20 protein-coding genes and 2 tRNA genes are annotated in these 20,971 nt (G+C 55.6%); 9 read left to right on the top strand and 13 right to left on the bottom strand.

Going from position 1 to position 20,971, the window contains the following annotated elements; all coding sequences use genetic code 11:
* Positions 1-127: 127 nt before the first annotated feature.
* From Q0J81_RS04470 to Q0J81_RS04490, 5 genes are all read right to left on the bottom strand, one after another.
* Positions 128-204, bottom strand: a tRNA-Pro gene (locus Q0J81_RS04470).
* 186 nt (positions 205-390) lie between these two features.
* Entirely contained in the window at positions 391-1,599 is a 1,209-nt protein-coding gene (hydF, locus tag Q0J81_RS04475) for a [FeFe] hydrogenase H-cluster maturation GTPase HydF (protein WP_294446235.1), read from the bottom strand.
* A 36-nt stretch (positions 1,600-1,635) separates the two neighbouring features.
* Positions 1,636-2,685, bottom strand: a complete 1,050-nt coding sequence (gene hydE, locus Q0J81_RS04480) for a [FeFe] hydrogenase H-cluster radical SAM maturase HydE (protein ID WP_294446236.1) — start codon at positions 2,683-2,685, stop codon at positions 1,636-1,638.
* 142 nt (positions 2,686-2,827) lie between these two features.
* Positions 2,828-3,076: a TM1266 family iron-only hydrogenase system putative regulator gene (locus Q0J81_RS04485; RefSeq protein WP_294446237.1), complete on the bottom strand. Its 249-nt coding sequence runs from the start codon at positions 3,074-3,076 to the stop codon at positions 2,828-2,830.
* A gap of 286 nt (positions 3,077-3,362) precedes the next feature.
* A complete protein-coding gene (locus Q0J81_RS04490) occupies positions 3,363-3,884 on the bottom strand; it encodes a nitroreductase (RefSeq protein ID WP_294446238.1) in 522 nt (173 codons plus the stop codon).
* Positions 3,885-4,109: 225 nt separating this feature from the next.
* Between Q0J81_RS04490 and Q0J81_RS04495 the strand changes: the two genes are divergently transcribed.
* From Q0J81_RS04495 to Q0J81_RS04505, 3 genes are all read left to right on the top strand, one after another.
* On the top strand, positions 4,110-4,595 hold the full coding sequence (locus Q0J81_RS04495) for a CvpA family protein (RefSeq protein WP_294446239.1): 486 nt from the start codon (positions 4,110-4,112) through the stop codon (positions 4,593-4,595).
* 29 nt (positions 4,596-4,624) lie between these two features.
* Entirely contained in the window at positions 4,625-5,476 is an 852-nt protein-coding gene (mazG, locus tag Q0J81_RS04500) for a nucleoside triphosphate pyrophosphohydrolase (RefSeq protein WP_294446240.1), read from the top strand.
* Positions 5,477-5,567: 91 nt separating this feature from the next.
* Complete coding sequence (locus tag Q0J81_RS04505; protein ID WP_294446241.1) at positions 5,568-7,049, top strand: hypothetical protein; 1,482 nt, start codon at positions 5,568-5,570, stop codon at positions 7,047-7,049.
* Between the two features lie 90 nt (positions 7,050-7,139).
* Here Q0J81_RS04505 and Q0J81_RS04510 read toward each other — a convergent pair whose 3' ends face one another.
* Complete coding sequence (locus Q0J81_RS04510) at positions 7,140-8,174, bottom strand: ADP-ribosylglycohydrolase family protein (RefSeq protein WP_294446242.1); 1,035 nt, start codon at positions 8,172-8,174, stop codon at positions 7,140-7,142.
* A 47-nt stretch (positions 8,175-8,221) separates the two neighbouring features.
* On the bottom strand, positions 8,222-8,761 hold the full coding sequence (locus tag Q0J81_RS04515) for a hypothetical protein (protein WP_294446243.1): 540 nt from the start codon (positions 8,759-8,761) through the stop codon (positions 8,222-8,224).
* 195 nt (positions 8,762-8,956) lie between these two features.
* Here Q0J81_RS04515 and Q0J81_RS04520 point away from each other — a divergent pair, with 195 nt between their 5' ends.
* Positions 8,957-10,243, top strand: coding sequence for a peptidase U32 family protein (locus Q0J81_RS04520; RefSeq protein WP_294446244.1), 1,287 nt, complete (start codon positions 8,957-8,959; stop codon positions 10,241-10,243).
* 57 nt (positions 10,244-10,300) lie between these two features.
* Here Q0J81_RS04520 and Q0J81_RS04525 read toward each other — a convergent pair whose 3' ends face one another.
* Complete coding sequence (locus tag Q0J81_RS04525) at positions 10,301-11,110, bottom strand: ADP-ribosylglycohydrolase family protein (RefSeq protein WP_294446245.1); 810 nt, start codon at positions 11,108-11,110, stop codon at positions 10,301-10,303.
* A 342-nt stretch (positions 11,111-11,452) separates the two neighbouring features.
* Here Q0J81_RS04525 and Q0J81_RS04530 point away from each other — a divergent pair, with 342 nt between their 5' ends.
* Positions 11,453-11,905, top strand: coding sequence for a pyridoxamine 5'-phosphate oxidase family protein (locus Q0J81_RS04530; RefSeq protein WP_294446246.1), 453 nt, complete (start codon positions 11,453-11,455; stop codon positions 11,903-11,905).
* A 181-nt stretch (positions 11,906-12,086) separates the two neighbouring features.
* Here Q0J81_RS04530 and Q0J81_RS04535 read toward each other — a convergent pair whose 3' ends face one another.
* Positions 12,087-12,626 carry an NADPH-dependent FMN reductase gene (locus Q0J81_RS04535; RefSeq protein WP_294446248.1) on the bottom strand — a complete coding sequence of 180 codons (540 nt, stop codon included), beginning with the start codon at positions 12,624-12,626 and terminating at the stop codon, positions 12,087-12,089.
* A 232-nt stretch (positions 12,627-12,858) separates the two neighbouring features.
* The gene (locus Q0J81_RS04540) at positions 12,859-13,059 is read right to left on the bottom strand and encodes a hypothetical protein (protein WP_294446249.1); all 201 of its coding nucleotides are present in this window, start codon (positions 13,057-13,059) and stop codon (positions 12,859-12,861) included.
* Between Q0J81_RS04540 and Q0J81_RS04545 the strand changes: the two genes are divergently transcribed.
* From Q0J81_RS04545 to Q0J81_RS04560, 4 genes are all read left to right on the top strand, one after another.
* A complete protein-coding gene (locus tag Q0J81_RS04545; RefSeq protein ID WP_294446250.1) occupies positions 13,058-14,014 on the top strand; it encodes an NAD(P)-binding protein in 957 nt (318 codons plus the stop codon). The two genes, Q0J81_RS04540 and Q0J81_RS04545, sit on opposite strands and share 2 nt — an antisense overlap.
* A 134-nt stretch (positions 14,015-14,148) precedes the next feature.
* Positions 14,149-14,224: transfer RNA gene (locus Q0J81_RS04550), tRNA-Ala, on the top strand.
* Between the two features lie 979 nt (positions 14,225-15,203).
* A complete protein-coding gene (locus Q0J81_RS04555; protein ID WP_294446251.1) occupies positions 15,204-16,301 on the top strand; it encodes an iron-containing alcohol dehydrogenase family protein in 1,098 nt (365 codons plus the stop codon).
* Positions 16,302-16,438: 137 nt separating this feature from the next.
* Positions 16,439-17,137: a FadR/GntR family transcriptional regulator gene (locus Q0J81_RS04560; RefSeq protein ID WP_294446253.1), complete on the top strand. Its 699-nt coding sequence runs from the start codon at positions 16,439-16,441 to the stop codon at positions 17,135-17,137.
* Positions 17,138-17,380: 243 nt separating this feature from the next.
* Here Q0J81_RS04560 and Q0J81_RS04565 read toward each other — a convergent pair whose 3' ends face one another.
* The 3 genes from Q0J81_RS04565 to Q0J81_RS04575 all read right to left on the bottom strand — a co-directional run bounded on the left by Q0J81_RS04565 (position 17,381) and on the right by Q0J81_RS04575 (position 20,725).
* A complete protein-coding gene (locus Q0J81_RS04565; protein ID WP_294446254.1) occupies positions 17,381-18,457 on the bottom strand; it encodes an alpha/beta hydrolase in 1,077 nt (358 codons plus the stop codon).
* A gap of 297 nt (positions 18,458-18,754) precedes the next feature.
* Positions 18,755-19,984 carry a dicarboxylate/amino acid:cation symporter gene (locus Q0J81_RS04570; protein WP_294446255.1) on the bottom strand — a complete coding sequence of 410 codons (1,230 nt, stop codon included), beginning with the start codon at positions 19,982-19,984 and terminating at the stop codon, positions 18,755-18,757.
* A 3-nt stretch (positions 19,985-19,987) separates the two neighbouring features.
* On the bottom strand, positions 19,988-20,725 hold the full coding sequence (locus tag Q0J81_RS04575) for a 4Fe-4S dicluster domain-containing protein (RefSeq protein ID WP_294446256.1): 738 nt from the start codon (positions 20,723-20,725) through the stop codon (positions 19,988-19,990).
* Between the last annotated feature and the right edge of the window lie 246 nt (positions 20,726-20,971).

A 20,971-nucleotide genomic window follows, 5' to 3' on the forward strand; every position in this document is an offset into this window, starting at 1 on the left:
TTTGTGGTCCACCCGCTTAGCGGGTGGTTTTCTGCTTCGGTCGCTTCCGCTCCCTCAACTGCCTGAAGGCTTAAAAATAAAGCCTCATAAGGATTTATAATTCCTTATGAGGCTTTCTGCTTTAATCTGGTCGGGATGGCAGGATTTGAACCAGCGACCCCAGCGTCCCGAACGCTGTACTCTACCAAACTGAGCCACATCCCGACAACGAAGGGGAATATAGCCGGACATTCTTCAAAAGGCAAGCATTTTCTTTCCCGTTTTTGAGAAAAAATATGCCTTTATTCTTTTCCCGTCTCGGGAAGACATATCCCGTTCTCATCAGAGGCCGTACGATGCAGTCGACGACAATCCGTACATTCTTCTCTTTTCCGACCGCCCCCTGGCATCTCAGGCATGAACAACCTTGTCCAGAATACCCGTAAGCTTGGCCAGAGCCACGCCATAGTTGCATATGGGGACTCCTTGAGCCCTCGCCTTTTCTATGCGGGAGAGCATATAGGTACGATTGAACATGCAGGCTCCGCAATGAATGACAAGATCATATGCAGTGAGATCCGCCGGAAAATCAGTCCCGCTCACCACCTGAACCTCAATCGTATCTCCGAAACGTGCCCTCAGACGACTGGGGATCTTCTCCCGACCGATATCCTCAGCAAGGGGAACATGCGTACAGGCTTCGGCAATGAGTACGCGGGAATGCGGCGTCAGGCGGTCAATGGCTTCCGCGCCTCTGAGGAACTCCTCGATATCTCCCTTGTAACCAGCCATAAGAATGGAAAAGGACGTAAGCAGGCTTTGTTCAGGCTTGAGCTTCCATACCTCGCCGAACACCTGAGAGTCGGTAATGATAAGATGCGGGGGCTGAGAAAGTGCCTTCAGCGTCTGAGCAATCTTGTCTGCCGTGCAGCTGGCAACGATGCACTTCTTGTCCAGAAGTTCGCGGGTAACCTGTACCTGCGGCAGAATAAGACGGCCCTGCGGAGCCTGTATGTCCTGCGGCATGACAAGCATGACCACGTCCCCTTCGCCGCAGAGTCTGCCGGTAAGCTCCAGCTTGCCCCAGTCTGCAGGCACAAGACGCAGCATGGCCTCGCGCAAAGCGGCCATGTTCGTTCCTTCTCTGGCACTGACAAGTACCGGTTCCTGTCCAAGCTCGTCGGCCAGACGGGTACGCATGGCCTCAAGTTCGGAAGCGTCATGTTCATCAATTTTGTTGAGAACCACGATGAACGGCGTTTTCCTGGCCCTCAGGGACGCTGCCCACTCCTTTTCCGAGGAAAAATCGGCGTCATCGGCAAGCACGAGCAGCGCCATGTCCGTCTTTTCCAGCGCAAGGCGGGTTTTCTCCACTCTGAGTTTTCCCATGGGACCGCTGTCGTCAAAGCCGGCCGTATCTATGAGCACGCAGGGACCGAGGCCGTGAATTTCCATGGACTTGTAAACCGGATCGGTCGTCGTTCCCGCCGTATCGGAAACGATGGCGGTCTCATGCCCCGTAATGGCGTTGATGAGAGAAGACTTGCCCGCGTTGCGCCTGCCGTAAATGCCTATGTGCAGACGCCCGGAACGGGGCGTATCATTAATGGTGTCAGACATGACAATCTCCTTGAATGCCCATGCTCCGAAACCGATTCAGCAGGATTTGAAATCGCCTCTGTCGACGACGATCTCGTAGCCTGTAGCCTGAATACGCTTCCTGAGCTCCCTGATGTTGTCGGCGCATTCCGCCCCTTCCGACAACTTGTTGTTGTAAAGACGATAACGGGCCCGGGCCTCTCTGGGAGAGAGGTTGGGCATGAGCACGTTTGCTCCGGCAAGAATGCCTCGCTCCCGACCGTCCCCTGCGGCCGTTCCCAACGCCGTCGTAGCGGGAAGCATGGCAAAAGGCAGCATAAGTCTTGTCATGGCCACCATGACGAGCGTTCTTTCCACGCTTCCGGACGGAAATCCGGCAAAAGGCGTCTGTGCATGGGGGATGAACGGTCCTATGCCCACCATCTCCGGCTGAAAGTCCCGCAGAAAAAGCAGATCCTCCACAAGACAATCCGTGGTCTGCCACGGAGAGCCGACCATGAATCCGGCCCCGGTCTGATAACCGCACGCCTTGAGAGCGCGAAGGCAGTTCATACGATTCTGCCAGGACTGCGCTGCCGGATGCAGCTTGGCGTAATGGACAGGATCGGCCGTTTCATGCCGAAGAAGAAAACGATCTGCCCCGGCCTGACGAAGAAGACCATAGGAGGCAAGGGAGCGTTCTCCAACAGAAAGCGTCACCGCACAGTCGGGCCAGGATGACTTGATGCGTCTCAGAAGATCTGCGAGCCGTTCGTCCGTAAACCAGGCATCCTCTCCCCCCTGAAGAACAAACGTTCGGAATCCCAGTCCGTAGCCATGTTCGCAGCATTCCAGAATCTGTTCGGGAGAAAGCCTGTAGCGTTCCGCCTGAGCATTGCCGGCACGTATGCCGCAATAGCGGCAATTCTGGCGACAAATATTTGATATTTCAATAAGTCCGCGAATATAAATCCTGTTGCCGAAATGTTCCTGCGCTCTGCGCCGGGCGCAATTGAACAAAACGTCGCGCAGATGGCGCGCATCATCAGGCGAGAGAGAATTCTCCTTGGGAGCGGGCTCAAACACGCGTTCCGAAAGACCGGCCTCCGCCAGAAACGAGGATTCCATTGCTGCTGCTTCGGCAGGCACGGGACCGGAAAACGCATCAGGGGCACATGCATCTATAAAAGAAGAAAGCTCCGAAGCCTGCGGAAGTCTTCCCTCGAAAAGTGTCTGAACTACGTCAAGACATTGCTGAAGATTCATACGCTCACCGCCTGGAAATAGCAGCCTTGACGGATACGCCCGGCAGCTTGCCCAGGCGTCCCGTCATGCCGGAAATGGCGTCCATGCTTCCGTCCACGGCAAGCGCGATGATGGAAACACCCCGACTGCGATACGGGATTCCCAGTCTTCCGACAATGATATCAGCATACTGATGCAGAATGGCATTGATGAGAGACGTGCTTTCGAGGTCATCCACGACGATGCCTACCGTCCCAAGACGAGACTCACTCATGTTTTCTCCGAACACGGCGGCAGCAATGCGCTTCCGCCTCAAAAAAAAGCGGCCTTTCCGAAGAAAAGCCGCTTCATGTTTTCTTCAGGCACGGTTCCGACAATCCCGCACAAAAAACCGGACCCCATGGCGAGGTCGGACCGAATCAGAAAACCGGGCATCCTTGCCCTGGAACCATCATAAAACAGCCTTCATTTTCAGGATGTTCTCTAACGTCCGTCAGGAAAAAAGGCAAGCCGGCATCTTTTTGTTCCGATATGCCTCGCTTTTTCAGGCTGCTCCAGTTCTATACACGGATAATGTAATGCTCCTTGCGCGGCTTTGCAGGCGCTTCGCCACCTTCAGCGGCATAGCCGAGAGCGCAATGCCCCACGCCGACGTAATCGCCCTCAATTCCCCAACTTTTGAGCAGAGCCTTTCCTTCTTCGGTCTCAAACGTCTCTTTCGCGCGATGAATCCAGCATGACCCTACGCCCGTAGCGTGCGCGGCAAGCATGAGATTGCCCATGACAAGAGCACCGTCCTCTTTGAAGGTCGGACGGCTTCTGTCGGCAAGCACGATGACTACCGTAGGGGCACCATAGAAAGGATCGCTGTCCACACCGAGAATGGCGGCGTTCATTTTGGAAAGCTTCTCAATGACGTCCCTGTCCTGTACCACCACCATGACGGGAGACTGATAGCCGTGGCCGGTAGGAGCCCAGGTTCCAGCCTCAAGAATGGCATTCAGTTCGTCCTCGGCGATCTGGCGGGACTGAAATTTGCGGCAACTGCGACGAGTCTTGATATCCTGCAAAGTTTCTTTCATTTGTTATCTCCTTGAATGTTTCCATCCGAAAGCAGTTCCCTTTCGAAACGCTCTTCATTTTCCCCTCTTTTATCCATTTAGGCAAGATGAGGAAGCGGTCAGCAAAAAAGCGCCCGCCAGACGCCCCCAGCGCTTCAGGAAGAAGGCCTCCCTGCTTTTTCTTGACAGTATCGCCGGTTTCTCTACAATACCCAGACACCTTCCTTCAGGAATTGTCGAGGTTCCATGTTTCAAATCAATCTGCTTGATACCGCCCTGCTGATCATTCTGCTTTTCTTCAGCGTCAAGGGGCTGATACGGGGGCTCGTTCAGGAGGTTGCCGGACTGCTCGGCGTTGCTGCCGGCATCGTGCTTGCCCGCACGTTCAGTGCCCAGTTTGCCCCCGTGCTTACCCAGTATGGTGTTTCCGCCGGCTTTGCCCCCATGCTTTCCATGGCTCTGCTGTTCGTGGCGGGCATTCTTGTGGTCGGTCTGGCGGCCCATGCGCTCCACAACATGCTTGAATCCGCCTTTGCCGGCGGCATTGACCGAATGCTCGGTCTGCTTGCCGGTCTGGCCAAGGGACTGCTTTTTGCCGGCGTCATCGGCTACATCGCCATCCGCCTGCTGCCGGACGTGGACGTGGTCAGACACTCGCAGGTACTGCCCCCGCTCATGCGGTTCATACAGGCCATTGCCGGCTCTCTCGATCTCCACATTCCTCAACTGTAACTTTCGCGCTTCTTCAAACGGAGTTCATCATGAACGAGCAGGAACAGCTTCTTCGTTTTCAAAACGTCATCAACCAGCTCATCGACCCTGAAAAGGGCTGTCCGTGGGACAAAGAACAAACCCCTGTCTCCATGTGCGAATATCTTATCGAAGAGTGTCATGAGCTGGTGGACGCCATACGTTCCGGCAAGCCCGGCCATGCCTGTGATGAAATGGGCGACCTGCTCTTCGTGCTTCTGCTCATGGCCCGCCGCTTTGAGCTTGCCGGACAGTTTTCTCTCGGTGACGCGCTGAAGATGGGGGCCGATAAAATGGTCCGCCGTCACCCCCATGTTTTCGGAGAAAATCACTGTGAGAGCATGGACGAGCTCATGAAGAACTGGGCAGCCATCAAGAAAGCGGAAAAGGAAGCAGAGAGCGCCGAATCAAAGGGCACTCTTTCCTCCGTTCCCTCTGGACTGCCGCCTCTCACCAAGGCATATCGTCTGCACGCCAAGGCTGCGGGTGCGGGATTCACCTGGGACGACGACGAAGAAGTGGAACGCCAGGTGGAAGCGGAATGGCTGGAACTGCTCGATGCCAGAGCCTCGGGCAGTGATGCGGCCAAGGAACACGAACTCGGCGACATGATCTTCACCCTCGTGGAGCTGGGTCGCCGCATGGGCGTCAAGGCCGGCTCCGCCGTGGACTTTGCCGCCAATCGGTTCAGATCCCGCTTTGAAGCCATGGAAAGTCTTGCCCGTGAACGCGGACTTGACTTCAAATCCCTCAGCCTGGACGAAAAGGATGAACTCTGGAACGAAGTGAAGGCCGCCGAACCCGAAGAAGAACGCGGAGCAGCCGTGGACTTTGCCGCTCCCCGTGAAAATCCCGAAGCGTAAAGCAAGACACGGCTCCGGCGTGGCTGCGCGCATGACACGGTTTTTCTCCGCTCCGATTCTGTCCGTCACGGGTCGTCTGATCCGACACATCATGCTGTGCGTTCTGACAGTATCTCTGCTTGCGCCCTGCGCCGAAGCCAGGCAGAAAAATCAGACCATATACGCCGGGTACCGGACACTCTCCTCAAGTCTTCCCGCCCAGAGGCTCATGATACACATGGGAGTCTGGTATCCCACAAGGCGCAAGGCCGGCACGGTAAAGGTCGGAGACTGGAGTTTCCGAGCCGCACGCAATGCCCCCGTCATGGAAGGTCCGTGGCCGGTCATCATTCTTTCTCATGACGTCACGGGATCGGCCTGGGCGCATCATGATATTGCGGCGGCACTGGCTGCCCGCGGTTTCATTGTGGCAGCCCCCACCCATGATCACGACAACGGCGAGGACATGACGCTGCTTTTTTCCGACAGAGAGCTGCCTGTCCGCGCTCTGCAGCTCAGAGCCGCACTGGATGTCGTGCTCGAGCATCCGCAGATAGGAAAACAGGCGGACGCGTCACGCATTGCCTTTCTCGGGTTCGGCATGCCGGCGTCTGCGGGACTGCTTCTGGCAGGCGGACAAATGACGCCTGATGCCTGGCCGGGATTCTGCCTGTCGAGGGAACAGGAGCAGGACAGTCTCGAAAATCCGCTGGACCTTCCCGATGAACGGCCCTCGCAGGCGTCTTCGTCCGACATCTCTTCGTCCGCTCCCGTTCTGCCCGACATCCGGCCGGACAATGCTGTTCCGCCCATTTCCCTTCCGCAGGCCGTTCCGCCGAAGCCCCGTGCGGAAAACGACAGGACAGACGGATTAAACCGGGGAACGATTCAGAACTTTTTCGTATCACCGGCCATGGCTGATGAAGCATTGTCTCCGGATGTACGCGCGCTTCTGCGCCCTAGCGACAGTCCCTGGTGCTCGCCCTTTCTTGCGAGCAAAATGGACGAGCTTGTGGCCGGCATGAAGAATCGTACGCTGGAGCGAGAAGAAAAAACCGTCATGATGCATACCGCCGTGGCAGCCAGAGAACAACTTTTCCGACGCCTCTCCGACGCAGTGGCGCGCAGCCATCAGCGTCAGATGCGTCTTGCCAAGGCCCGCGGCATTCCTGCGCCCCCTGTGGCATTGCCGCTTCTGCCTCCGCTCTCCCATGACAGTCCCGTAGCTGACGGGCGCTTCCGGGCCATGGCTTTTGTCTCTCCCGGCTTTTCCATGCTTTTCAACGAAGAAAGTCTTTCTGCCGTTCGCATTCCCTGTCTTTTCATCGGCGCTGAAACGGAGCGCTGGAACAGACCGTCCGAGCAGGCGGAACGCTTTGCGATCATGCTGAACAACAAGCCGGAATACATGCTGCTGCATCATGCAGACGCGCCATCTCTTCAGGCATCCTGTCCGGACTCCGACCCCGCAGGGCCTCTGGCTTCTCTTTGCAACAGCGTCGATGATGAAACACGCGAAGCCGTTCATGCGCGCCTCGTTTCCGTGCTGCAGGAATTTTTCAACCGTGTCATGAACAGGAACGCCCTGCCTTAGACTGCGCAGTCATGAAAAAACACTGCCCTCGGGGACAAAAAAAGCGGTTTATTGAAAAACCGCTTTTTCTTTGTCCCATGAAGCGACCGTTCAGCCCAGCAGACGTTCCGCCAGCGGCATGAAGTCAAGCGGCCAGCAGCTTTCAGGGCGAGGCTGAGGCACATCTTCGCGATCGAAAGCCGGACGACAGGCAAGCACGGCGTCCGCCCATTGCTGCGGAAAGGAATCAATGTCCAGCGCCGCTCCGAGAAGCGCCCCGGCAACCGCGCCGTTGGCTGCGGCATCACCGCCCTTCATGACGGTATCGCGTACGCCCGCCCCGGCATCGGCAGCATGAAGAAGCTGCCAGAAACCGTTCTGCAGCGTGATGAGCAGATGGCTCATCTCACTCTGATAGTCCTCAGGACGCTCCTTGTCCGCCCGCTCAAGGCATACTCTCACCCGTTCCGCCTCTGATTCAGGAATATCCTCACACCAGACCGGCAGAAACTCCGCCACTGCCATGGCCGCCTTCCACATACCCTTTCTGGAGCCGCTCCGTATACCGTAGGCAAGGGCAGAAACATACGCGGCGCCGGCAGCTCGGCACAAAGGATGCGGATTCGTCAGCGCCGCATCGTCCATGGCCATGCGGGCCAGAGACTTCATGCCATCGTCAGCAGCCATGGCCTTCATGTCGGGCTCTCCTCCGTCATCGCACGGAAGCGCCGCTTCCGGCACAAAGCGCGTGCCGAACACGCCGAGCGGACTGGCACGCATGAGTCCGCAGTTGGATTCACTTCGGGCATCGGGTCTGCCGTGCAGCGCACGGAAGACCGAATGCGCGAAGTCCACGGGATGACTGCCGAGCCAGCTCTTGTAGGCGGCAAACACATGATCGGCGCAAAAAGCTCCGTCCTTTGCAAGCGTTCTGGCCAGGGCCAGCGCCATTTCCGAATCATCCGTAGGCTGACCGGGCAGCGTACGGTACAAAAGGCTTCCCTCAAGCTCATCCATGCCCGCAGGATAAAGAGCCCTCACCTTTTCCTCGTCCTTGAACTCCACCTGACTGCCCAGAGAATCTCCGGCTATCTGTCCGAGCAGACAGCCCCAGGCACGACGTATTTCGGCAGCACTTCTTTTCATGGCAATTCCTCTCAAAATTCATGGAACGCAGGCATATCGCTCCGACATCATTCAGACGGTTCCGCCTGTCCCGCCTCGTCGCTCTGTTCCATCTGCGACGCCTGATCGCTGACGGAGGGGTATTCCTCGCTCTCAAGATAGACTGTGCAATAGGTGGACTGCTTCCCGGAATCCGTCTCGGAACCGGCAAGAAAAACGTACGCTGCCCCGGGCCTGTCCGCATCGTTCCCGGCCCCGGAAAAATTCCACTCAAGCACTTCCAGACCGCCCTCGTCGGCCAGATAACCGCGCAGGTCGTCGCCGGCATCCTCGATGTCTTCCAGATTCAGCGACGGCTCTCCGTACTTCCTCATCAGCTCATCCTTCAGACTTTCCAGAACCTCGAGCGTCGAAGCCCCGTTCTCGCTGGGATCATCAGGGGAAGAAGCCATGATGCGTATGATCCTGCCCTGGAAGGTATCCACCGCATAGGTATCAAAACGGGAATCAGGCGACGGAGGCGTAATCTCGTACATCTTGAGCTGCCATCGTTCGGAGACGGGCTGCGCCCCGTGTTCGTACCGGCTCAGTTCGGCTCCGAGTTCCACACCGAAGGCTCCCGCCGCGAAAGCGGACGCCGTCCCGAAAAAAACAAACAGCACAGAAAAAAGAACTGTCTGAATATACTTCATAAAAATTCTCCCTTGCCGTCCCTGCGGCAAGGGCCATAATTAAGCACAGGAACAGCTTTTGTCCAGCATGCAGTGCTTGTCTTTCCCCAAAAGGAACGATACCTAACCTGCATGGACGATGCTGTTTTCCTGCAACCTTTACCCATCTTTCATGCCATGACGGAACAATTTCTACCGGAACTGCTCGCCCCGGCCGGAGGCCGGGAGCAGCTTGAAGCCGCAATACTCTATGGAGCCGACGCCGTATATCTTGGAGGAAGCGCCCTTTCTCTTCGTGCAAAATGCCGGGGCTTTGACGGCAAGGCGCTGGAAGATGCCGTAACGTTTGCACACCGCTCCGGCGTCCGCGTCTACTACTGTCTGAACGCAATGCCCTTTGACAAGCAGCTTCCTCTGGTGGAGGAACAGCTTGAAATCCTGCCGGACCTCGGTGTCGACGGACTCATCGCAGCTGATCCGGGCGTTATCCATCTCTCCCGAAAGCTCTGTCCTTCCATTGAGCTGCATCTTTCCACACAGGCTCATTCCGTCAATGCCTCAGCCGTGGAATTCTGGCAGGAAAACGGCGTACGCCGCATCAATCTGGCGCGGGAGCTCGGCAGGGACGCCATGACTGAACTCATCCGACGTTTTCCGTCCATGAACTTTGAGGTGTTCGTTCACGGAGCCATGTGCCTTTCCCTTTCCGGGCACTGCCTCATTTCCGCATGGGTCAACCAAAGACCGGCCAATCTCGGACTCTGCACACAGCCCTGCCGCTTTGAATACCGGGGACTTTCCCTTACCGTCGAAGAGGCTGTCAGGCACGACGGCCCCTTTCTGACCGTCACACAGGGTGAAGACTTCAGTGCTATGTGGGCTCCCATGGATTTGTGTCTCGTCCGGTGGATACGCGACATCGTCCGCATGGGACCGACCGCGCTCAAGCTGGAAGGACGCACCAAAAGCGGCGGCTACGTCGCTCAGGTGACCGACGTATACCGCACGGCGCTGAATATTGCGGCATCGGACGGCCCTGCCGACATGAATGCCCCTTCCGCAGACGCTCTTGTCGAAGAACTTTTTCATACGGCTTCGCGACCGCTCTGTTCCGGTTTCTTCCTGCCTGAACGCCTGACGGAAGAACGCCCCCGTGACTTCAGAGCCCGCCCCGTGGCGGCCCGTATTCTGGAACCGGCCGGACATGGAGGCTGGCGCATTCAGGTCCGTGCGCCGTGGAACATCCATGACGATGCCGTTCTGCTTCTCCCCGGCATGAAAAGGCCATGCCTGAAGTCCGGCTCCTATACGCTGGAAAATCATAGAGGAGAGCTGACGGACCGTCTCAATCCGGGCACGGAGGGCATTCTTTACTGCGAGCTCGAGGATCTTCGTCCGGGGCTTTATCTGCGGGCCTGACAGGCTGTTCTCCGCTGTTTCACAGTATTCCGCGGGACAGTCTTCCTGCAGGACACATCAGCTTTTCGACAATACGCGGCTTTCGGGAAAACGCTCTTCAAAGCGGGCCACGACCTCGGCAAGTTCCGGCTCCAGAAATGCAAGAATACGCTCCCGGAGCGTTTCGGGCACTCCGAACCTTGCCTCGGCCATGCTTGCCGCCATGGCGGCAATGGTATCACTGTCCCCACCTATGGAAACGGCGTTGCGTACGGCGCTCTCGACGCTGTCCGCCTCAAGAAATGCTTCAATGGCCTGCGGCACGGAGCCCTGACAGCTGACTTCCCAGGCATAGGTGTCGCGGATCTCATCCAGCGTAAAGTCCAGCCTGTACCAGGATGCCTCCACGCGCTTTCGTATGGTTTCCAGATTTTCTCCCTGTCTGGCAAACCATATGACTGCCGTCACGGCCTCTGCTCCCCGCAGCCCTTCAGGATGATCATGCGTAACCATGGTGACACGTCTTGCCATGTCCAGAGCGTCTTCCAGCGATTCCGCCGCCCACGCGCAGGGACCCACGCGCATGGCCGAGCCGTTGCCGTAGCTGCCGTACGGCTGCGGGTGCTCGCTGTAAAGCCAGCGGGTAAAACGCCCTCCGTAGCAGCCCTTCGCCCAGCGCCTGCCGAAACGCTGCATGGCCTCCACGGCCTGCCGCGAAAGCGACTCTCTGTCACCGTCACTTTCCAGTATGGCATGAGCCACAGCCAGCGTCATGACGCTGTCGTCCGTCAGGTGACACGCCGGGGTCAGAAATGCAAAGTCACGACTCTTGCAGTTGTGTCTTTCAAAACGGGATCCCGCAATATCACCGATCAGAGCTCCGATCATACGATCTCTCCTCCTGATGCTGCGTTTCCAGGAGTGCCCGCCTACGTCTGCAGGTCTGCTGTTTCGGCATACCGCGCTCCTGCTTCTGCAGCATTAAACCATAACTTCAAGTTTTTCAGCATTCCCCGGCTCCGCCAGGGAGAGGCCGGGGCATTCCCGGAGACATGACAAAAGCGACCCCCTGCATGCGCACTGCCGTCAGGCAGAACTCTTTCCCTCCGATGAAACCTTGTCGACGCAAATGTCGACATAGTGCATGCATTGACAACAAGGCACCGTTCTTTTAAAAACAGGACATTCCCCCACTACGCCGCATAACTCGACATTTTTCAGGAGAACATCATGAGACGCAAAGACCGAGAACGCAACGATCCCTCATTTTTTTCCGATCTGCTTCAGCGGGCCGAAGTCATGAGTCTGGCATTCCAGGCCGAAGGCTTCCCCTATGTCATTCCTGTCAACTTCGTGTTCCTGAACGGCGCTCTGTACGTCCACTGTGCAAAGGACGGACGCAAGCTGGATTGTCTGAACGTCGCCCCGGGCACAGGTTTTTGTGTGCACGAAGTGCTCGAGATCGACCGGGAGAAGGCAACAACCCGCTACCGCAGCATATGCGGAGAAGGCACAGCCTCGCTTGTCGACAACCGGGAAGAAAAACAGGCAGCGCTGGCGGCGCTGGCCCACAAGTATGAAAGTCGCTGCACACTGCCCGTCCCGGACGGTATGCTGAACGCCACGGCTGTCATGCGCATCGACATAGTGTCCATATGCGGCAAACAGAACCTGCCAGAATGAACGCCGCGCCGCGACTGGAGGACATCACGCGATACCTCCTGTCGCGAAAACAGCAGCTCATGTCCTGCCGTATTTCAGACGGATTGTCTGTATTCGACGGGAAAGCAGCAAAAAAAGCCGGAGATCTCACTCCTGTCAGAAATTACTTCTCCGGCGAAAATGAAGTGCATCCGACTGCGCATTATCGCGCCTCACAAAGCGCCTTCATCTGCGCGGCCACTTTCGCGCGCAGCTTTTTCCCTTCTTCCGTATCGGCCACATCTCCGTTTTCCGCAAACGCATCGGAAAAGGCATTGGCAAACACTTCCGGCCTGTTCAGCACGCGAAGATCAAGATACACGCAGATCTGGCGCAAATGATACTGCGCCCGCGACGTGCCCATGCCTCCGCCCGCACCAAGCATGGCGGCGGGCTTGCCCGCAAAAATGTCCCCCTTTTCCCGCGAGGCCCAGTCAAGTGCGTTCTTCAGTGCAGGCGCCACGGAGTAGTTATATTCCGGCACAGCCAGCACGAAGCCATCTGCATTTCTGACCTGCTCGATGAATCTGCTGACGGCTGCCGTCTTCTCCCTGTCCTCCGCATAAAAAGGAAGTTCGGAAATGTCGGCAATTTCAAGCAACGCTTCTTCCGGCATCACTTCTTTGGCACAGCGGATCAGCCCCATGTTTCTCGAAGCAGCTCTGAGAGAACCGCAAATACCCAGAAACGTTTTTTTCGACATGGAAAACCTCCAAGTTTGCCTTAAAAATTACGCAGGAATAAAAAAAACACAATGAGCCAGTCCTGATTTTCCCAGGCATCCACGCGTTTCATTCCAAAGCTGCACAGGTCGGAGCCTCTCACAGTTCTGTGCAATACATTAAATTCACTCGTTTTTTTTCACAAAAACCACAGAAAAGACTGTCAGATGGCGCACAAGCCGGAAAATCCCCGTTCTGAGATTATGAAAGCCTTCATGGCTCCTCTTTCTGACAAAAGAAATCTTTTTTCGCCTCGACATCTTGACGGAAGCAGAGTTTAGGCTCTAAGTGCAGACGTTGATCCGCAACGCAACGAACCTTATGCAGACCGCGGAACATCTGCGGCACATCCGATATCTTTCCGGCGCGCACTCCGTGCCCTTTCCATGTCTCGAGGAGAATCTTCACCGCCATGAATACCTCTTCCACTGACGTTTCCCTTCCTTCCGATCCGCAGCACGACGGCACGCCCCTTTCTCTCCCCTGCCGGACCGCCTCTCCGTTCAACATAAACTACGGCCTTCTGTTCAGTCTTGTACGTGCCGGCAAGGCATACGAGGCCTGCATTGCGCTCCGTCGAGCCACCCCCTTCGGCGGCATTCTGTCCGCTCTTGGCGATCCAGCGGCAAGAACAGCCTGTCCGCATAGCGCTGAAAAAAATACCTTTTCTGCTCTTCTGCGTCACCTGGAGCATATCTGTCCCGATATTCTGTATGCAACGCCCGAACAGCCGCCTTCCTCTGGAAAGACGGCCCTTGTCATCGGCTCAGGTCCTGCCGGTCTTCAGGCGGCATGGACGCTTCGGGAGCACGGACACGCTGTCACCGTGCTTGAAGCCGCGCCTTCTCCGGGCATGACTCTTCTGCGCGAACCTGTGCAGGAGTCAAGTTCGACTCCGGCTGCGCCCTCTCCGGCCGTCCCGGTCGACATCGTGGAAAAAACCCTGGCCATGCTTACTCTGTCGGGCATTGAGTTCCAATGCTCCCATCCCGTAGGACAGACCATGCTCGATGCATTGTGCAAAGAATACGATCTCATCCTCTGCGCATGCGGAAAAGGCGCAGTTCTGCCGACGGATGCCGACGGAAAAGTGCGAGACAACCTTTTTGCCGCAGGTACCTGCGTCAAAAATCAAAAGCTTCAAGGGGCGCTTCAATCCATGGCCTCCGCAAAAAAAACCGCTCTCGCAGCATGTCGCGCGCTGGACGGAAGCACGGCTCCTCAGGCGATACCAGATGCTCCTTTTATGTTCCCGGAGAACCATGCAGCATGCTCCGAACATAAACTTGATGTGCCTGAAGAACTTCACGAGCTGGCCCTGTACTGCCGGTCCTGCCAGGGAGCTTCCCCTTCCGACATTACGGCCTGAGCACAGGCTGAGCGGGTCAGGATCCCGCGTTCCTCTGCGGTGTCTGTCGGATAAGTTGCGTGTTGCTGCAAATAATGCTTGACAATCACAGCGGGCTTATCTAAAGTTCCTCCCGTTGGTGAGACACCGACTATGGGGATGTAGCTCAGCTGGGAGAGCATTGCCTTCGCAAGGCAGGGGTCGAGAGTTCAAATCTCTTCATCTCCACCATACGACTGTAAGAAAAGGCTTCGTCTTTCGACGGAGCCTTTTCTGTTATGTTTTCGGCACGCCTTCAGCATCCGCCGCACCGACGGCTAAGTGTCGCGCGTTGTCGGTCCCCGAGCTCTCCTGCCGTCATGACACAGGCGTCTGCTCCCGGCTTTGCCCGAGCAGATTCCTTCCCTTCTGCAAGAGGCTCTCAGTCCCCCTCATCATATGCTCAGCTTCGAGATACGCAAGGCCTCCTGCCTATAAAATACGGGATACCTGACCGCCTGCATACTGGTAAGTCCTCTGGAAAAAATCCCGGTCATCCGATAGTCATTTTCAGCAGGGAAGACGGATCCGGCATGCAAGGCTCTTAAAAAGACGCTTTTTGCTTCCGACACTGCAAGCGAGCTTGAGCCCACCTTTCGGTAGCCGAGGCCGCGTTTGATCTGCACACGGCCCCACAGAAGCACAGCCTATTCCTGCTGTGCTCTCTCAAGTCATCCTCAGGCTCTCGGAATTTGAAAGCCCTGACGTATCTGATCCGCTGATAATCAGCTCTCCTTCTGCCGACATTGCCGGAGCCTTCAATGGCGTCGGCCTTTTTAATGCACGTCCCTGCCTTTTCCGTTTTCAGACTGCAGCGATCATCGCCTCCGTCCGCTCGACACCACGCAGCTTTTCCGGCATGCCCCCGTCCAGAGCTTTCCTTCCGGCAAAAGAGCTCACCGCTTCTCAAAACATCTCCCCTCCCGACCATGCATCTCAGAAATTCCTTTCTTTCCTGTCTGACCTCGTCAGCGCCTTTTGCTGTCAACCTTCCTGTCGGATACAACCATATCCTGTTCTTTTCCACGCCTCTTTCCCAAACAATTTGTCCCATAAATCCCAAGATAACTTACAACAAATATTGACATAAGACATCTAAGCAACTACATCTGGAAGGTGTTCGGAAAAACGTTTCCCTTTACAAATCCGATGTCATCAACAGGAGCGCATCATGTCTCATTACAATATGTTTCTTCCCAGCTATTCCATCGGTTCCGACTGCTACAATGAAATACCCCATGTGACCCGCCACTTCGGCAGCACGGCGGTCGTCATCGGCGGCAAAACGGCTATGTCCAAGGCACGCGAAGCCCTGCTCAAGGCTGTGGAAGGCTCATGCGTGACCATTACAGACTTCGTGTGGTTCGGCGGGGATTCCACCTATGAAAACGGCCAGATGCTCATGGAAAACGAAGCCGTCAAAAACGCCGACATGATCTTTGCCGTCGGCGGCGGACGTGCCTGCGACACCTGCAAATATGTGGCCAATGAGCTGGACAAGCCGCTGTTCTGTTTCCCCACCGTTGCCAGCAACTGCGCATCCGTCACGGCCATCTGCGTCATCTACAATCCTGACGGCAGCTTCCGTGAATACTACTATCCCAAGCTTGCCAACCATACATTCATCAACTCCGACATCATTGCCGATTCCCCCTATCAGCTTCTCTGGGCGGGCATAGGCGACGCCCTGTCCAAGGAATGCGAAGCCGTATTCTCCAGCCGGGACGTGACTCTCAGCCATACGCCTCTCATGGGCGTCCAGCTTTCTCATGTGTGCACGAAGCCGCTGATCGCTTTCGGCGCCAAGGCGCTGGAAGCCTGCCGAGCCAAAAAGCCTTCACATGAACTGGAGCAGGTGACTCTGGACATCATCATTTCCACGGGCATCGTTTCCAACATGACCACGCACACCCCGGAATACTATTACAACTCCTCTCTCGCGCATTGCGTGTACTATGGAGCCACCGTCACCAAAAACGGCCACAAGCATCTGCACGGCGAAATCGTGTCTCTCGGTGTGCTCTGCCTGCTTACCTTTGAAAAAAAGTACGAGGAACGTGACGCCATCATGGCCTTTAATGCAAAGATGGGCTTCCCCGTCTGCTTCGATGACATTGAAGTCGACGAAAGCGAATTTGAAGCCATGGGTCAGAAGGTGCTCACGGCCACGGAGTGGGCCTATCGTCCGAAAGGCGTCACGCTGGAAGACTTCATTGCCTGCATGAAGGAACAGAACCGCTGCGGCCGCGAATACAAGAAGAGCCTGTAGAGAATGCCGATTATGCACATCTCGACCACAAGCCTTACATAAAACGCATGTCAGGACTACCGGACATGAACGATAGTAAACGCCATGTCCGGCAGCCTGGCAAACACCGAGCGGAAACGCTCTTGCCGGAGCTGACCTTGAAAAAAACAGAACGACTGTCCGACAGAGTAGCCGAAAGCATCTTGTCCATGATTACCGTAGACAGGACGCTGAAGCCCGGCGACAAACTGCCCAACGAACTGGAACTCGCCAGCCGACTCGGCGTGAGCCGCATCACGCTTCGTGAGGGCATACGAATGCTTGCGGCCCGAGACGTACTTGAAATACGTCGCGGCCGGGGCACCTACGTGAGAGAAGACTTCAGGGAACGTTCCTTCACGGAACTCCATGATGTGCCTCCCGTCGAGGGAAACGCCGAATCCGTCTATGAAATGCGCATGATCTTTGAACCGGAAGTCGCCTATTATGCAACACTCCGGGCCACGGAAAACGAAATGACGCACATCTGCGAACTCGCAAAGCGTATCGCTTCCGGAGATCCCGAAGACCCGACGCTTCTGGAAGATGAAAAGACCTTTCATCGTGCCATTGCCCACGCCACGCACAACGAGTTCATGAACCGCCTCATGCCCGTACTTCAGGAAGCTTTTGAGCAGGCCATGGATCTTGCACCACGTCACCCCGAAGCCCTGCACCGGAGTCGCTATGACCATCAGCTCATCCTTGACTTCATGGTCAGCCGTAATGCGGAAGGCGCAAGAAACGCCATGAAAATTCATATATTGCACATTATGGATGCTCTGAAGCTCATGCCCAAGCGCAACAGCAACTTCTAATTGCAGAAAATCTTCCCCGTCTCCTCATTCTCGAGTCGCCAGACAGGGAAGCCTTTTCTCCCGACTGTCCCATTCAACGCCATTCGATGTCTTTGGGGCCGGCAGACATATAGGCTGAAGAAGCGAGACGTCTCTTCTCAAAAAGACTGCCGCGTTCTGCCTTCCGAATCTATCCCCCATCGGCAAGAAGCGGGGAGCCGCCTTGTGCGACTCCCCGCTTCTTTTCTCATGAAATTCTTCGGACTACAGATACTTTCTGAAGAACGATTCTATCGTGTCAAAAGGAATCACATCAACGCTGTCATACAAATCGACGTGATTTGCCCCGGGAATGATCATCAGCTCCTTGTTGTCTCCGGTAAGCTTCTTGAAGGCATCCTCGCTGAAGTACCGCGAATGGGCCTTCTCTCCGTGGATGACCAGAACGGCATTGCGGATTTCTCCGGCATAGCTCAAAAGGGGCATGTTCATGAACGAAAGCGGCGAGGTCGCATTCCATGCGCCGTTAGAGTTGATGGAACGCGGATGGAACCCGCGAGGCGTCTTGTAATAGTCAAAATAATCCTTCACAAACTGGGGCTCGTTGCCGCTCAGGGCATCAGGAAGTCTGTTCTGCGAGGGGGCAATGGCGCCGGAACGGGCATCCTTCGTGCGCTGCTCATTGAGCTGCTTGCGCAGCTCATAGCGGGCATCGGCATTCATGGCATCAAAATATCCGTTGGCATTGACCCGGCTCATGTCATACATGGTCGACGTCACCGTCGCCTTTATGCGGGTGTCCATGGCGGCCGCATTGAGCCCCATGCCGCCGAAACCGCATATACCGATGATGCCTATGCGGTCCGCGTCGACATTGTCGAGCGTGGAAAGAAAATCCACGGCGGCGCTGAAGTCCTCGGTATTGATGTCGGGAGAAGCCACGTTGCGGGGCTCTCCTCCGCTTTCACCGGTATAGGAGGGATCAAACGCGATGGTAAGAAAACCTCGTTCGGCCATGGTCTGGGCATACAGACCCGAGGCCTGCTCCTTGACCGCGCCAAAGGGACCGCTCACGGCAATGGCCGCCAGCTTTTCCCCAGCATTTCTGGGAATATACATATCTGCGGCAAGCGTGATGCCGTAGCGGTTCCTGAACGTCACCTTCTTATGATCGACCTTGCTGCTTCTGGGAAACGTCTTGTCCCACTGCTGTTCCAGCTTCATTTCTCTGCCTTCCTTTACCATCAGAACAGGAGCATTTTCCTGTGCCGCCATGGCGCTCTCTGCAAGCGCCGCTACACCGACGCAAATACCGACAGCCACATTCTTTATTTTGCTCATCAGTTTCTCCCGTTGTTTCCAATGTGAGTATACGGATCAATGTCCTTGCTACAGCGTAGTATTCAAGTATCTTCAACGAAAAAATATAGCAAATACTTATATCAAATATAATATTATGCCTTAAAAGAATATTTTAACCCGAACCTGAAACCATTGTTTCCCAGGAGCGCTGAAACTTTCTCCGGCTCCGCCCACCTCTGTCCGAGGCAACTCCGGCTCTTTTGTGTCACATGAAAAAGGCCGGTTCCCTTTCGAGTTCCGGCCTTTTTATATGGGATACAGCAACCTGCGACGGTATCAGTCCTGCACAGAAGGCAGCTTCTTTCTGTCTTCTCCGCTGAAAGTGGCTATGACAGTCCCCACGAGATCGCCCAGACAGTTCATGGTCGTCAGCCCCATTTCATTGAGCGTATGGATGCCCGCGATGACGGCCACCACTTCCACGGGAAGTCCGAAGGTCTCAAAAATGAGCGCCAGAAAGACCATGGCACCGCCGGGAATGCCACCGCCGCCCATGGTGAGAAGCAAGCTGAGCAGAATCATCTTGCCGAGTTCGGCAAAGGTGAAATCCACGCCTGCGGCCTGTGCCGTAAACATGAACGACATGGCAAAAAAGATGCCCATGCCGTCACGGTTTATCTGATTGCCCAGCGGGATGGTAAAGCTGTAGATGCCCTTCGGCACGCCAAGGTCTTCGGCGGCCTTAAGATTCACCGGCAGCGTGGCTATGCTGGAACATGTACTGGCCGCCGATACAATAACCGGGCCGGAACGACGCAGAAAATATCCCGGCTTCATACGCACAAAGATATAAAGCAGAAGAAGATACACACAGAACATGCAGACAACGGAAATATACACGCTGACGACATACTTTGCGATAGGTCCGCCCATGGAAAGGCCGTAGCGACCGAACGTGCGCGCCATGAGGGCAAAAATGCCCACAGGTGCATAGAGCATGACGGCTGCCATGATCTTGTTGAACGCCCGGACAAAAATGTCCGACATGCTGCGGATCCGTTCACGATCCGCTGCAGGAAGGAAAAGCGCAGCCATGCCGAAAATGGCCACGAAAATGACCACCTGATCGAACTTGCCGTCGGCAAGCGCCGTAAACACGTTCGAGGGGATCATGGAAAGTATGGTGGCGCCTATGGACGGTGTCGCCTTGTTGTTGAGAACAAAATCGCCGCTCAAAATGAACCCGAGGCCGGGACGAATGAGACTGCCGACGAAGACGGCGATAACCATGGCAAAAACCGTAGTCAGGCAGTAGTAAAGCAGCACGCGCACGCCGATTCGTCCGAAAAGCTTGGGATCGTCAAGAGAGCAGAGACCCGAAAGCAGATTAACGATGATGAGCGGCAGAGCTATCATCTGAAGAAGCTGAAGAAAAAGTGTGCCCAGAGGAGACAGCACCTCCGCCTTCGGGCCCAGCAGTATGCCGGCGACAATGCCGGCCAGCATGGCGACAAACATTTTTTTCAGCAGAGGAATATTCTTGTAACGAGTCCATAATGCAAACATTGGTCATTCTCCTTGCCAGACGGAACGATCCGACATTTCTATAGCCCCATGAGGGCAGGCCGTGCGGCACACACCGCACTCATAGCAGTGCTGAAAGGGAATCCTGGCCGTGCCGTGCTCTATGGTGATGATGCCTGCCGTACAGGCATCAACACACGTTCCGCAGCCCGTGCAGAACGTTTCGTTTATGTAATAGTGGAAAGGTCGGGGCTCCACTCCCCCGAAGCCGAAACGAAGACGATAGATACGGTCATTTTTATATACCTGATACAGCTCCCCTTCTCCCTGCCACAGGCAATAAATGACGAAGCTGTCCAGACTTTTTTCCCACATTTTCCGGGATCCGGGATTCCTTGCCCAGTATTCCCGTTCCGCCTCCGGATTGTCGCATCGACGAACTCTGCCGGTAACTCGGAAGGAAATAAGCTGACGATGCTCCGATTCCCCTGTGTCGTCTCCCACAAACGAACCGTTGAGCGTCACTATGGGATGGGCTTCGATATCCTCATTGCAAGGCTTGCCGGTTCCTACGCCGAAATACAGAAGTCCATCGCTTTCACTCCGCATGAAATCCAGAAACCGAGATCCCGGAACGTCGCCTTGAGCAGGCAATGTAGCCATACTGAAATATCTGGCCTCATGCGCCTTGTTGAAAACCATGTCGAGAATGGACTGATTATCGCTTTCCACGGTCAGTCCGAAAAGAACATCCTTCAATTTTTCCTCCCCTGCGGTACGCATGAGCCGTCCTGTCGGGGCACAGCTCCGACAAACGACAGATTTCCCCGGTTCAGGGGAAGTCTCAGCGACCGAAAAGCCTTTCAATGAACAACAAGCGGACAGAGACCAAAATGCCGCGCATTTCCTGCGTATCCGCACGAATCGCCCTTTTCCTGTTGGAGACAGCACAGAGTCGGCCATGCCGCATCCGGGCATTCCATGAAAAAGCGCTTTTCCTCAAAAATAGTTAGACTTTTATATCAGTCT

This window comes from uncultured Mailhella sp., from assembly GCF_944324575.1.
Lineage (GTDB): Bacteria > Desulfobacterota > Desulfovibrionia > Desulfovibrionales > Desulfovibrionaceae > Mailhella.